10 protein-coding genes are annotated in these 14,020 nt (G+C 42.7%); 7 read left to right on the top strand and 3 right to left on the bottom strand.

Going from position 1 to position 14,020, the window contains the following annotated elements; translation table 11 throughout:
• Positions 1-81 precede the first annotated feature (81 nt).
• From carA to AC3KVK_RS06140, 5 genes are read left to right on the top strand one after another with little or no spacing between them, the layout of a single operon-like run.
• Positions 82-1,215 (top strand): glutamine-hydrolyzing carbamoyl-phosphate synthase small subunit, encoded by a 1,134-nt coding sequence (carA, locus tag AC3KVK_RS06120; RefSeq protein ID WP_490313405.1) that lies wholly within the window; start codon positions 82-84, stop codon positions 1,213-1,215.
• Positions 1,216-1,232: 17 nt separating this feature from the next.
• Positions 1,233-4,451: a carbamoyl-phosphate synthase large subunit gene (gene carB / locus AC3KVK_RS06125; RefSeq protein ID WP_490313404.1), complete on the top strand. Its 3,219-nt coding sequence runs from the start codon at positions 1,233-1,235 to the stop codon at positions 4,449-4,451.
• Positions 4,452-4,501: 50 nt separating this feature from the next.
• Positions 4,502-4,978 (top strand): transcription elongation factor GreA, encoded by a 477-nt coding sequence (gene greA, locus AC3KVK_RS06130; protein WP_490313403.1) that lies wholly within the window; start codon positions 4,502-4,504, stop codon positions 4,976-4,978.
• Between the two features lie 59 nt (positions 4,979-5,037).
• Positions 5,038-6,282: a tetratricopeptide repeat protein gene (locus tag AC3KVK_RS06135; protein ID WP_490313402.1), complete on the top strand. Its 1,245-nt coding sequence runs from the start codon at positions 5,038-5,040 to the stop codon at positions 6,280-6,282.
• A 7-nt stretch (positions 6,283-6,289) separates the two neighbouring features.
• Positions 6,290-7,078 carry a substrate-binding periplasmic protein gene (locus tag AC3KVK_RS06140; protein WP_490313401.1) on the top strand — a complete coding sequence of 263 codons (789 nt, stop codon included), beginning with the start codon at positions 6,290-6,292 and terminating at the stop codon, positions 7,076-7,078.
• Between the two features lie 109 nt (positions 7,079-7,187).
• On the opposite strand, the gene AC3KVK_RS06145 is transcribed toward AC3KVK_RS06140, so the two are convergent.
• A complete protein-coding gene (locus AC3KVK_RS06145; RefSeq protein ID WP_490313400.1) occupies positions 7,188-10,337 on the bottom strand; it encodes an efflux RND transporter permease subunit in 3,150 nt (1,049 codons plus the stop codon).
• 2 nt (positions 10,338-10,339) lie between these two features.
• The gene (locus tag AC3KVK_RS06150) at positions 10,340-11,530 is read right to left on the bottom strand and encodes an efflux RND transporter periplasmic adaptor subunit (RefSeq protein WP_490313399.1); all 1,191 of its coding nucleotides are present in this window, start codon (positions 11,528-11,530) and stop codon (positions 10,340-10,342) included.
• Positions 11,531-11,941: 411 nt separating this feature from the next.
• Between AC3KVK_RS06150 and AC3KVK_RS06155 the strand changes: the two genes are divergently transcribed.
• Entirely contained in the window at positions 11,942-12,247 is a 306-nt protein-coding gene (locus tag AC3KVK_RS06155; protein WP_490313398.1) for a YkgJ family cysteine cluster protein, read from the top strand.
• 43 nt (positions 12,248-12,290) lie between these two features.
• Here AC3KVK_RS06155 and AC3KVK_RS06160 read toward each other — a convergent pair whose 3' ends face one another.
• The gene (locus AC3KVK_RS06160; RefSeq protein ID WP_490313397.1) at positions 12,291-12,830 is read right to left on the bottom strand and encodes a DUF4136 domain-containing protein; all 540 of its coding nucleotides are present in this window, start codon (positions 12,828-12,830) and stop codon (positions 12,291-12,293) included.
• Positions 12,831-12,949: 119 nt separating this feature from the next.
• Here AC3KVK_RS06160 and AC3KVK_RS06165 point away from each other — a divergent pair, with 119 nt between their 5' ends.
• Positions 12,950-13,993: a PLP-dependent cysteine synthase family protein gene (locus AC3KVK_RS06165; RefSeq protein WP_490313396.1), complete on the top strand. Its 1,044-nt coding sequence runs from the start codon at positions 12,950-12,952 to the stop codon at positions 13,991-13,993.
• Positions 13,994-14,020 lie beyond the last annotated feature (27 nt).

The following is a 14,020-nucleotide window of genomic DNA, read 5'->3' on the forward strand; positions in this document are numbered from 1 at the left end:
TATTTTGCGTGTTTCCAAACGCCTTGAGCGGGTCGTAAATCGTCAGTTTTTACACCCGTTTTTTACTGTTAGGAGGTTAACTTGACTATATCCGCTTTGTTAGTCCTAGAAGACGGCACAGTGTTCCGCGGTACTGCTATTGGGGCTGAAGGTATTTCAGTCGGTGAAGTAGTGTTTAATACATCAATGACAGGCTATCAGGAGATTTTAACTGATCCCTCATATGCGGAACAAATCGTAACCCTGACTTATCCGCATGTGGGTAATACGGGCACTAACAGCGAAGACGAAGAAGCGAATAAGATCTGGGCTAAAGGCTTAGTAATTCGTGATTTGCCTCTGCTAGCGAGTAATTTCCGTAATGAGCAATCATTAGATGAATATTTAAAAGCTCGTAATATCTTAGGAATTGCAGACATCGATACACGCAAGCTTACACGTATTTTACGTGATAAAGGTGCGCAGAATGGCTGTATTATTGCCGGTGAGATAAACGAAGAAAAAGCATTGGAAGCAGCAAAAGCGTTCCCTGGCTTAAAAGGGATGGATCTTGCGAAAGTTGTTACGACAACTGAACAGTATCAGTGGAACGAAGGAAGCTGGACGTTAGGCGAAGGTTTTAAAACCCTTGCTGAGGAAGAGCAAAAGTTTCATGTCGTTGCCTATGATTTTGGTGTGAAACGCAATATCTTACGTATGTTAGTTGACCGCGGCTGTAAGTTAACGGTTGTACCAGCACAAACGAGTGCAAAAGACGTACTTGCTCTGAATCCTGATGGTATCTTTTTATCAAATGGACCGGGCGATCCAGCACCATGTACCTATGCAATTGACGCAATTACTGCATTCCTCGAAACAGATACCCCTATCTTTGGTATTTGCTTAGGTCACCAATTGCTGGCACTCGCCTCTGGTGCACAAACAGTTAAGATGAAGTTTGGTCATCATGGTGGTAACCACCCAGTTAAAGACCTTGATCGTGGCGTCGTCATGATCACAGCACAAAATCATGGCTTTGCAGCAGATGAAGCAACCCTTCCTGACACATTGCGTGCAACGCATAAATCATTATTTGATGGCACATTGCAAGGTATTCATCGTACTGATAAACCAGCTTTTAGCTTCCAAGGTCACCCTGAAGCAAGCCCTGGACCGCATGATGCAGCCCCGTTATTTGATCACTTCATCGATTTGATGCAAGCACGTAAACAATAATTTAGGACCGAGTAACAATGCCAAAACGTACTGATTTAAAAAGCATTCTTATCCTAGGTGCCGGCCCAATTGTGATCGGCCAAGCCTGTGAATTTGACTACTCGGGTGCACAAGCCTGTAAAGCGCTTCGCGAAGAAGGCTACCGTGTCATTCTAGTGAATTCTAACCCTGCGACTATCATGACAGACCCGGATATGGCCGATGCAACGTATGTTGAGCCAATCCATTGGGAAGTCGTTGAAAAAATTATCGAAAAAGAAAAGCCAGATGCGGTGTTACCGACTATGGGTGGCCAAACAGCGTTAAACTGTGCGCTTGATTTAGACAAGTACGGTGTACTGGCTAAGCACGGTGTTGAGCTAATTGGTGCAACAGCTGATGCAATCGATAAAGCAGAAAACCGTGAACGCTTTGATACAGCAATGAAAAATATCGGCTTAGAATGTCCTCGTGCTGAAATCGCACACTCAATGGACGAAGCGAAAGAAATTGTTAAGCGTATCGGTTTGCCTTGTATTATCCGTCCTTCTTTCACTATGGGTGGAACAGGTGGTGGTGTAGCATACAACCTGGAAGAGTTTGAAGAAATTTGTGAGCGTGGTCTCGATCTTTCACCAACCAGTGAGCTTCTAATCGATGAGTCTTTAATTGGTTGGAAAGAGTACGAGATGGAAGTAGTTCGTGACAAAAACGACAACTGTATCATCGTCTGTTCGATTGAAAACTTTGACCCTATGGGCGTGCACACCGGTGATTCAATCACAGTTGCACCTGCGCAAACATTAACTGATAAAGAATACCAAATCATGCGTAATGCCTCGATGGCTGTGTTACGTGAGATTGGTGTTGAAACAGGTGGTTCAAACGTTCAGTTCGGTGTTAACCCAGACGATGGTCGTATGGTTATCATTGAAATGAATCCTCGTGTATCACGCTCATCAGCTCTCGCGTCAAAAGCAACCGGTTTCCCGATTGCAAAAATCGCTGCAAAATTAGCAGTAGGTTACACCTTAGATGAGTTACAAAATGATATCACTGGTGGTAAAACACCTGCTTCATTTGAACCTTCTATCGATTATGTAGTGACAAAAATTCCACGCTTTAACTTTGAAAAATTTGCGGGTGCAAACGATCGTTTGACTACGCAAATGAAATCAGTCGGTGAAGTGATGGCGATTGGTCGTAACCAACAAGAGTCATTACAAAAAGCACTTCGTGGTTTAGAAGTGGGTGCAACAGGTTTTAACCCAATTGTCGCGCTAGATGATCCAAGTGCAAAAGAAAAGATTATTCACGAACTTCGTGAGCCAGGTGCTGAGCGTATTTGGTACGTTGCTGATGCTATGCGTCACGGCATGTCTGTTGACGATGTATTTGAATACACCAAAATTGATCGCTGGTACTTAGTCCAAATTGAAGACATCTTAAAAGATGAAGCAACCATAAAATCAGGCGGTATGGCTGGTTTGACGAAAGATTTCCTTCGTCGCCTTAAGCGTAAAGGTTTTGCGGATGCTCGTATTGCTGAAATTGCAGGTGTCTCAGAAGCTGAAATTCGTAAAAAACGTCATAGCTTTGGTATTAACCCTGTTTACAAACGAGTTGATACCTGTGCTGCAGAGTTTAGCTCTGATACAGCCTATATGTATTCAAGCTACGACGAAGAGTGTGAAGCGAATCCATCAGATAAAGACAAAATCATGGTTATCGGTGGCGGTCCAAACCGTATCGGCCAAGGTATTGAGTTTGATTACTGTTGTGTACATGCAGCACTCGCACTTCGCGAAGATGGCTATGAAACAATTATGGTCAACTGTAATCCAGAGACCGTATCAACGGATTACGATACATCAGATCGCTTGTATTTCGAACCGATTACACTTGAAGATGTACTTGAAATTGTTCGTGTTGAAAAGCCAAAGGGTGTCATCGTTCAATACGGTGGCCAAACACCACTTAAACTAGCGCGTGAATTAGAAGCGAATGGTGTGCCAGTTATTGGTACTTCACCAGATGCGATTGACCGTGCTGAAGATCGTGAGCGTTTCCAACAGTTAGTCGAACGTTTAGACTTGTTGCAGCCGCATAACGCTACTGTGACTTCAACTGAAGAAGCCATGGCTAAATCGTTAGAAATAGGTTTCCCTCTTGTTGTTCGCCCATCTTATGTACTCGGTGGCCGTGCGATGGAAATTGTATACGACGAAGATGATTTACGTCGTTACATGACCGAAGCAGTGCAAGCTTCAAATGAAGCACCAGTTTTACTTGACCATTTCTTAGATGATGCAATTGAAATCGACGTTGATGCAATTTGTGATGGTGAGCAAGTAATCATTGGCGGGATTATGGAGCATATCGAACAAGCGGGTGTTCACTCGGGTGACTCGGCCTGTTCATTACCTCCATATACGTTAAGCCCTGAGATCCAAGATCGCATGCGTGACCAAGTGACTCGTATGGCACTTGAGTTAGGTGTTGTTGGTTTGATGAATACTCAGTTCGCTGTTAAAGATGGTGAAGTGTATCTAATTGAAGTGAACCCACGTGCAGCGCGCACAGTCCCATTTGTTTCTAAAGCGACAGGTGTGCCGGTTGCTAAGATTGCAGCGCGTTGTATGGCTGGCCAATCGCTAGCATCTCAAGGAATTACTAAAGAAACAATTCCTCCATACTACAGCGTTAAAGAAGTTGTTTTACCGTTTGCTAAGTTCCAAGGTGTGGATCCAATCCGTGGCCCTGAAATGCGCTCAACGGGTGAAGTCATGGGCGTGGGTGATAACTTTGCCGAGGCGTTTGCAAAAGCGCAATTAGGTGCAGGAAACATTTTACCTCGTGGTGGCCGTGCTTTATTATCAGTGCGTAATGGCGATAAAAAGCGTATTGTCGAACTTGCACGCATTATGACAGAACTTGGTTTTGAACTGGATGCAACAGGTGGCACTGCTGCGGCTCTTGAGGCTGCAGGCATTGAAGTACGTCGTGTGAATAAAGTGTTCGAAGGTCGTCCACATATTCTTGACCGTATTAAAAATGGCGAATATAGCTACATCGTTAATACAACTGAAGGCCGTCAAGCGATTGAAGATTCTAAAGTTCTTCGTCGTGGAGCACTTCAGCACAAAACAAACTATACCACTACGCTTAACGCTGCATTTGCCAATTGTAAAGCCAATGCTGCGGACGATCGCTCTACCGTAAATTCATTACAAGAGTTACACCGTCGCGTAAAATAAAAAATAGATACCCTAGTGACGAAGTCGCTAGGGTATATAAGTGAGATTTTATGCAACAAACACCGATGACTGTTCGTGGTGTTGAACTTCTTCGTGAAGAACTGAACGAACTAAAAACAGTTAAACGTCCAAGAATTATTGCTGATATTGCAGAAGCTCGTGAACACGGCGATTTGAAAGAAAATGCTGAGTACCACGCGGCCCGTGAAGAACAAGGCTTTTGCGAAGGCCGTATTCAAGAAATTGAAGCTAAATTATCAAATGTTCAAGTAATTGATGTCACCAAAATGCCTAATACGGGCAAGGTTATTTTTGGTACGACAGTGACAATCATCAATGTTGAGACAGATGAAGAAGTGACCTATCGCATCGTGGGTGATGACGAGGCGAATATAAAAGCTAATTTAATATCTGTTAACTCGCCAATTGCGCGAGGGCTGATAGGAAAAGAGGTTGATGATGCAGTGATAATAACCACACCCAAAGGTGAGGTTGAATATGAAATCACAGCAGTTGAATATATTTAACAATCAAGACTACAATAAAAGCTCGGTATGTACCGGGCTTTTTTTTTAGGGAGATAAAATTGCGCATTACAAGAATAATAACAATTGCACCCTTAGTCTTATTTCAACCTTCTGTGTTAGGAGCTAGTTGTGAAGAAACCTTTGCTGCCAATAATTACTCCGAAGCATTTACTTTGTGCCGAGAAGACAGCGAAGACAATAACGCTGCAGCTAGTTTTATTATGGCTAAAATTTACGCGCGAGGGCTAAGTGTCAGCCCGAATGTTGATCAATCGATTTCTTACCTCACACATGCTGCTGAATTATCTCACCCTGAAGCCATGTTTAATTTAGCGGTCGCATTTGAGTTAGGAAAAGGCGTACTTAAGAGTTCATCTGACGCATTTGATTGGTATGTCCGTGCAGCCGAGGCCGATTTTATTCCTGCACAACGTAAAGTGGCGTTAATGTATGAAAAGGGCAAAGGTACAGTGATAGATGGGAAGCAATCGTATGAATGGTACAAAAAAGCCGCAGAAGCAGGGGAGTCATACGCGCAACTTAAACTCGGTGCTATCTTGCTGCAAGACAAAGTTGTGCCTAAAGATATTGAAGCAGGGTTAAACTGGATAGAAAAATCTGCCAAACAGGGGGAAGTGGAAGCACAATTTGCCTTAGCAACCTTGTTGTGGAATAGAGATGTTGAGCAATCATTACATTGGTATGAACGTGCAGCAGAAAATGGCAGTAATTACGCGATGCATAACCTCGCGTCTATTTATCTAAAAGGTGAAAAAGTCGCTATTGATCTCGATAAAAGCGAGTATTATGCGAAAATGAGTATTGCAAATGGCCAAGAAGCAAGTGGAAAAATTTTGGCATTAGTTGAGCAGCTCAGGTTAAAAGAACAACAGTTAATGGCGAATGACACCCAGATAGAGCAAATCGCTCAAGCTGAGCCTGTAAAAGAGCAGCCAGAATCGATCCTCACAGTTGCATCGGCCTCATCGAATGATACTCAACCTTTATCTCATTCTGAGGGCTTAGTGACTACGTCATCAGAACAATGGTTACCTAAATCGGGTTTTGTTATTCAGTTTGCAAAAATCCATAGCCAGGCAGGGGTTGACCATTTTATAAAAAAATACCGTTTGTTAGACTCAGTAAACGTTTTGCCATTAGCGCAAGAAGGTGCGTATTTAGTTATTAGCGACTCTTTTTCAACTTGGCAGCAAGCTAACACTGCATTGGCTATTCTTTCTGAGTCGGTGAAAATCGAACAGCCTTGGATCCGTAATAACTCTGCAGTCCTTGCATTGCTTTAGGTAAAAAATGCGCAACCGGTTATTATTTTCTATTTTATTTTTAGCCTCATTACCCAGTTTGGGTCAAGAGCAGGTATCGACACTCAAGATTGCCTCAGATGCTTGGTGTCCCTACATTTGTGATGATCAAGACAAACCAGGTTATGTTGTTGAAATTGTAAAGCAAGTAATGGCGTTACATCACATTCAAATCGAATTTGAAGTCATGCCATTAGGCCGAGCATTCTTAGAAATTGAACACAATCGCCTTGATATTGTGTTGGCACTGACTGAAGTGCATATTAAGGAGCATGGACTAATCGCAAGTGAAGTAACTGTAGGTGATTATGCCAATGATTTTTTTGTGTTATCTAACCATTCATTTCAATTCAAGAATATTGATCAACTAAAAAATCAACGCCTTGGTGTAATTGAGTCTTACGAATACGGTGCGAACCTCGATGCTTTTATTCGATTACACCCGCAAAGAGTGCATATTGCTCATGGCCGCTCTCCTTTAGAACAGAATATTAATATGCTGCTAAAAGGTCGCCTTTCAGTGATCCTCGATACGAAAAATACAGTGCAGTATTTTTTGCATCAACAAAAAATTGATAATGTAGTGTATGCTGGCACAGAAGGGATCACCTCTCCATTGTATATTGGTTTTAATCCGAATCTGGTTCAGCTACCCACTTTACAGCTTTATTTAAAGGAGGGGTTAGTGAAGTTGCGTGAAACGGGTCAACTTGATCAACTGCTCAAGCGCTACGGTATATCGGATTGGCAATTCTCTCAGCCCTTTGCTCATTTGTAGCGTTGTTGGCTTGCTTTAACTACCCTTTTTAATAACTTAGACAGATCATTTTTTAGCTGGGCATAAAAAAGCCAGCGAAAAAATCCACTGGCTCGTCAATTGATTACACTTAGTTTACTGAAACTTCAGCCGTAGGCGTGTCAGTTTTAGCTGTTTTATTGCGCTTGAGTACGCGTTTTAAATCCTCCAAGGCGACGTATTGGCATGGAATCAAAATAAGCGTGATAAATGTGGCAAACAATACACCAAATGCCAGTGAAACCGCCATCGGGATCACTATTTTAGCTTGTAAGCTTGTTTCTGTGATGATGGGAATGAGACCAATAAAGGTCGTCACTGACGTTAACATAATCGCCCGAAAACGTCGGCAACCAGCATCTTCTACGGCTTGTTTGAGTGACGTGCCTTTTTTACGTGCTTGGTTAACAAAATCCACCATCACCAGTGAGTCGTTTACAACAACACCGGCCACGGCAATGATACCGAAAATAGATAAACTACTCATCGTCATGCCTAAAATCATATGGCCAAACATCGCACCAATCACCCCAAAAGGGATAACCGACATAATCAATAACGGCTGTGAGTAAGAGCGAAGTGGAATAGCCAGTAAGGCAAAGACTAAAATCATCGATAAAACAAAGTTACGCATTTGCTCGGCAGCACTGTTCATTTCATCTTGAATACGACCTGCCACACTACTTTGTACCCCTGGATAGTTTTTAAGCAGTGCAGGGAGGTATTCATCACGGATCTCTTTAGCTATTTCGAATGGCTGAGCTTGGTTTGTATCGACCGATGCCCACACATTGATAGTCCGTTTCGCATTTTCACGGCGTATACGGTTCACGCCATCAGCCAGAGAGACTTGGGCAACTTCGGATAGTAAGACTTCTGCACCAGTAGGCGTAATAATACGGGTATCGTTAATTTCACTGATGGAGTTACGCTGCTCTTCTGGGTAGCGGATCATGACTTTAACTTCTTCACCATCACGTAAAATACGTTGAGCCTCCAAACCGTAATAACTAAAGCTGACTTGTGATGCGACATCAGACAACGTCAGGCCCATGCTGTATGCCAGTGGTTTGAGATCTAAACGGACCTCATCGGTGGCATTTTGCATTGAATCATTTATGTCACCCACACCTTTTATGGTATTGAGTTTGTCTTTGAGCTCTTGCGCTACTTTGCGTAAATCAGCCACATTTTTACCTTCGAGACGGAAGCTAATATCACCATCATCACGTCCACCACCAAAAATGCTGTCTTGGATAGTCATTGATTTCATGCCCGGTAATGGCGGCATATTTTTACGCCACAAATCTGACAGCGCAAATGTATCAATAGGGCGAGAGTCGGGATCGACCAACACTGCCATGATCCGTGCATTGGTACGGCCATTTAAACTAACAGACAAGTCTTTGATCATTGGCATACCATAATCAGCTTTTACTTGTTCTTCGACTTCTAAAATGACTTTTTCAACCGCTAGAACAGTATCAAGAGTCGCCTTTTCAGACGAAGATAAGTTCATCTCAATACGCACAGCAGGAAAATCATGAGGAATTTTAGGGCTAGAAACAAACTTTACAAAACCGCCAGCAAACAGCCCGGCACTAATGATTAATATTGCGATAAAGCTGGCTATCACCGCATAGCGATAATGAATGCATTTGACGATAAAAGGGCGATAGTAGCCTTCTACAAATGCTTTTAACCCGCCATCGATGCGATTGCGTAAACGGTGCATTGGATTACGTGGGTTGTGTGGTGTCATTTTCATTTTTGCGATATGAGCCGGTAAAATCAGCTTAGATTCAACCAATGAAAACAACAAACATAAGATAATGACGCCACCTATCGCTTTACCAAATGCTGACTCTGGGCCTGTTGATAGCGTCATTGGTAAAAATGCGGCCACAGTGGTTAGCACCCCAAATGTCGCAGGCATGGCAACGCGTTTTACGCCACGAATGACATTATCTAATGAATGTCCATGTTCTTCGATTTCACTGTGGGCGGATTCGCCAATGACAATGGCATCGTCGACGACAATCCCAAGTACGAGAATAAACGCGAAAAGTGATGCAACATTTATTGTGACATCTAAAAAGCCAATCGGCATGAATAAAAATGCACCCAAAAATGAAACGGGTAAACCCATCATCACCCAAAAAGCGAGGCGAGCGCGTAAAAACAATGCCAGGATTACCATCACCAATAATCCACCCCAAACCATGTTATCAATCATCATGTTTAGGCGACCTTCAAGGTAATATGTGAGGTCAACGATGGGAGTAAGTTTGACGCCATCAGGTAAGGTGGATTCTTTTTCTGCCAGATATTTTTCGACCACGGCCGCGACTTTGGTGATATCTTGGTCTTCTGAAGCGCGAATATCAAACGTTAAGGCATTATGACCATTATATTTATGGTATTGGATCCCTTCTTGGAAACCATCATTAACAGTGGCAACGTCACCTAAGAAAATTTGGGTGCCATCAGGCAGTGAAATAAGCGGCAGGTTTTCAAATTGACGACCCGTATAAGCTTGGTTTTCAACTCGCATCGAAATATAGCCATTTTCTGCCTTAATTTGTCCTGCTGACATATTGGCCGAAAATCCGCGCACGGCATTGGCAATATCACGGAAGGTTAAACCGTATTCTCTCAGTTGGTCGGGGCTGACCTCAATGCCTATCTCGTAATTGAGTCCGCCATTAAAGCGGGCGATGTTGATCATGGGTAAGGCTTGAATTTCATCATGAACTTTATTGCCAAGTTCGCGTAAATCACGACGGTTTAAATCCCCGTAGAGAGCCAACACCATGACTTCTTGCTCAAACTTCTCCTGTGCAACAATAGGGCGCTCCATTCCGGCTGGAAAACTCGATATTGAATCGACCTGCATTTTGACTTCATCGAGTACATCTTGCACATTGTAGCTTTCATCGACTTCAATCCAGGCATTGGCGCTACTGCGGTTTGAATACGTGATTAAGCGTTTGACCCCTTGGATCCCTTCTAACGCTTCTTCAACTTTAATGGTGATCCCTTCTTCAACCTCTTGAGGAGCTGCTCCTGGGTATGCAACTTGTACACTTAACCAGTTGATTTGGAATTGTGGGAACATTTGCTTGCGGATTGTCATCGCAGTGAGTAAACCACCGAGCAATATGAACACCATTAAAAGGTTGGCTGCCACAGGATTGCGAGCAAACCAGGCTATAATGCCTTTTTCTGTTTGGGCGCTCATGGTTAATCTTCCTTCATGGCAAGTTGCGTAGTGTTGGCTGTTTCTAATGATTTATTGAATTCAGGATCCAGTTTCATCCCTTCTGTCGGGTATTCTAGAGCGGAAGTGATAATATTTTCTCCTGCTTGTAGGCCCGCTTGGGTGATAACCATATTGTTTTGTTCTCGCACAATATCGACGGTTCGAAAGCTCAAAGTATTATCCGCATTGAGAATAGCAACTCGGTTATTTTTTACCAGATGATGAGGAATGCGAGTGGCTTGTTCTACTTTTACACCTTCGATGGTGGCATTGACATACGCCCCAAAGCGCAGTGGTTTTTGCTCATTTGTTGTCAGCGCGTAGGGGTCGTTGACTTGAGCAACGAGATAAGTCATGCGACTTTTGTTATCGATAACGCCTTCACTGCGAACAATGTTGGCGGGCCAAGTAACGGATTGCCCTGCATAGTTCGCTGATAAATGAACCTTAGCACCAAGGCCGCTATTGACTAAGTACTGTAGATCTTTGTCTGGTACAGGTAAACGGATCTCAGCAACTTGTGTCGCATTGACGACTCCAAACGTACTACCTTGATTGACGACACTGCCTAAACTGATATCACGTTCGGAGATAATCGCATCGTACGGTGCTTTGATGTAAGTACGCTCTAAATTACGACTAGCGCGTTTGACCGCTGCTTCGGCTGCGCGATAACGGGCCAACTTTTCGGCCAATTGTGGTTTTCTTAAATACAACTCAGATGGAATGGCTTCATTCGAATTTTTACTAATACGATCCCATTCGCTTTGTGCTACATGCGCCTGAGCTCGCTCAATTTCGAGTGCTGAGCGTGCCTGCGCTAAGCTCGCATCGGCTTCAGTTAATGCGGCTTCGTAATCATTGGGGTCGATTCTAACTAAGACTTCCCCTTTTTTAACAAAACGACCTTGCTCAAATAAAGGGGACACAGAGACAACTTGACCTGAAACTTGTGCAACCAATTTGGTCTGGTCTTTGGCCATGACTAGGCCGTGGGAACGCACATCAAGAGATACCGTTTCTACCGTTGCTGCAGTGGTTTTAACCAGAGGCAAGATAACTGTTTCTTCTTTTTCTTCGGGTGGTTTTTTCATTGCAATCAGCGTTGACGCAACTGCAATTGCGATGATACCGATGCTCAGCGGTATAAAAATTTGTTTTTTAGTAGCCACGATGACTTCCTTTATTACTTATATTGATGACCCCTTTATAATAAGCAATATGATGTTTACAAACTGCTTGAAGTTGTAACAAACTGTTTGTTTTTTTATTTTAAATTTACTTTTTAGTTATCATCTATTTATATCGTGATGATTTATATAGTGTTTTAAAATTGAGTATGAGTTTAAGGAACGGGAAATTATTTTACTGCAAAAAGTAAGAGGATTAAGAATAGATATTTTTGTTTTAAAAACAGGTAATTAGATTAGGTTCTTAATAAAAATGACGGGCTAAAAAGAGGTGTTATGTGAAGTTGGCGCATCATTCAAAGCCTTGGCCACTGCCAAGTTCAATGATTGATGCATAGCTAAAAATTGTTGAGGGTATTACAATAGCGCCTCAGTTTAACAATAGGTGCGTTGATGAATTCAGATCCTTTACTCATTGCCATTACTGATTGGTCTCCCTGTATTTCGTCTAGCCATAACGTGGGCTGCGGGGCATGCTGTATCGCACCTTCTATTTCATCTGCGATTCCTGGCATGCCTAACGGAAAACCAGCCGGAGTGCGTTGTATTCAGCTAGATGATAGAAATTTATGTAAGATTTTTGGCCAACCTGAACGTCCTGAAGTCTGTAGTCAGTTTACTAATGATGATTTTATTTGCGGTCAAGGCCCAACCTATGCGTTAGACACCTTAACTGTGCTAGAGCAAGCGACAAGTTAAACAGAACACGCCATCACACTAGATGATGGCGCGTGCATGAGATTTATTGGGGAGGGAAATTACTTAAAATAGCAGCAACAGTGGTATTAATTGTGGCAGTACGTTGCTCTGGAGTTTGATTCTTTTTCAAGCGTCCTTCTTTTGCACCACGCCAAATTAGCTGGTTTGTTTTTCTATCAATAATATCAATAACCAGTGTACCGACTTCATAATTAGTGGTTTGTGTATGATGTTGGTAGCCCATTCCCCAATAATCCCAGCGAGCACCATAGCCTGTAGAAAAAGTATCGACTTCCACTTTAGTATCAACAGCAGCATGGTAATTCACTAATAAATCGGCGTTTTGTTCGTCACTTTTAGCTAATCCTAAGCCCGCTAAGTTTTGATTAACTGCATTTTTGACCCGTTGTTCCATCAATGGACTAATTTGGTAATTATTGGTGTTTTTCGTTAAGCTGGCATTAGGGATCCACGCGAAACTTTTATAATTAGAGAAGGTAACTGATTTGTCGTAATCCCAATCAGGTGTTTTAGCGCAAGCGGCTAACAATAAAACGCAGAGCGAAACGAGTAAATGTTTCATAGCGACTCCTTTTGACTGTAACTGTAATTATAAGAGCAACATAACATAAAATATTAACGCTGTATTGATAGTAGTTATTTTAAACTGAACCCGCGCTGACTGACGCGCTAAGAGGGATTATGAAACGAGATTGGATAAATCAAGCCATAGCCAAAATTGAAGCCGATTATGTACGTTCAGCTGATACACACCTAATTGTCTTACCTTTAGCATGTTACCCCAACATCGATATTTACCTAAAAGATGAAAGTACTCACCCCACGGGTTCCCTAAAGCACCGTTTAGCGCGCTCGCTATTTTTATATGCATTGTGCAATGGTTGGATTAATCAAGATACGGTAATTATTGAATCTTCGTCAGGTTCGACAGCAGTCTCAGAAGCTTATTTTGCACGAATGTTAGGATTAAAATTCATTGCCGTGATGGCAAGAACAACGGCCGCAGAAAAAATAAAACAAATCGAGTTTTATGGGGGGCAATGTCATTTAGTCGATAATACAAACGAAATTTATCAGGCTTCACGACGTCTTGCAGAAGAGCTTGGTGGCCATTATATGGATCAATTTACTTATGCAGAGCGTGCTACAGACTGGCGAGGCAATAACAACATTGCAAAGAGTATGATTGAACAAATGCAAAAAGAACGCTTTCCTGAACCTCGGTGGTTTGTGATGAGCCCTGGGACAGGTGGAACGTCAGCCACCATAGGACGATATATACGTTATTTGGGTCTGAACAGCCAATTAATGGTGGCGGATCCTGAACATTCAGTTTTTTATGATTTCTACCAACACGGTGATGTGTCGATAACCTCTAAAACAGGCAGTAAAATAGAAGGGATTGGCCGACCAAGGGTTGAACCGTCTTTTATTGCAGGCGTGATTGATGAGATGCAAAAAGTGCCCGATGGACAGAGTATTGCCGCGATGCAATGGCTAAATCATCGATTGGGTCGAAAAGTCGGGCCTTCAACCGGCACTAATCTGGTCGGAGTGCTTGCGTTAGCCGAGCGAATGCAGGCGGATGGTCAACAAGGTTCAATCGTATCGTTGATTTGTGACTCAGGTGAACGCTATTTAAATACGTATTATGATCCAACATGGCTGTTGCAGCATATCCAAACAGATGATGATTACCTAGCTTATTTGAGTCATATTCGGTAATCCAACACAATTTAGTTTTGACCCCCG

The sequence above is a fragment of the Pseudoalteromonas sp. J2K-J979 genome, from assembly GCF_058169715.2.

Excerpts from the sequence above, each read along its gene's own strand:
- AC3KVK_RS06140 (WP_490313401.1), top strand. The coding sequence starts at position 6,290 with ATGCGCAACCGGTTATTATTTTCTATTTTATTTTTAGCCTCATTACCC.
- carB (WP_490313404.1), top strand. The coding sequence starts at position 1,233 with ATGCCAAAACGTACTGATTTAAAAAGCATTCTTATCCTAGGTGCCGGC.
- AC3KVK_RS06165 (WP_490313396.1), top strand. The coding sequence starts at position 12,950 with ATGAAACGAGATTGGATAAATCAAGCCATAGCCAAAATTGAAGCCGAT.
- AC3KVK_RS06155 (WP_490313398.1), top strand. The coding sequence starts at position 11,942 with ATGAATTCAGATCCTTTACTCATTGCCATTACTGATTGGTCTCCCTGT.
- greA (WP_490313403.1), top strand. The coding sequence starts at position 4,502 with ATGCAACAAACACCGATGACTGTTCGTGGTGTTGAACTTCTTCGTGAA.
- AC3KVK_RS06160 (WP_490313397.1), bottom strand. The coding sequence starts at position 12,830 with ATGAAACATTTACTCGTTTCGCTCTGCGTTTTATTGTTAGCCGCTTGC.
- AC3KVK_RS06145 (WP_490313400.1), bottom strand. The coding sequence starts at position 10,337 with ATGAGCGCCCAAACAGAAAAAGGCATTATAGCCTGGTTTGCTCGCAAT.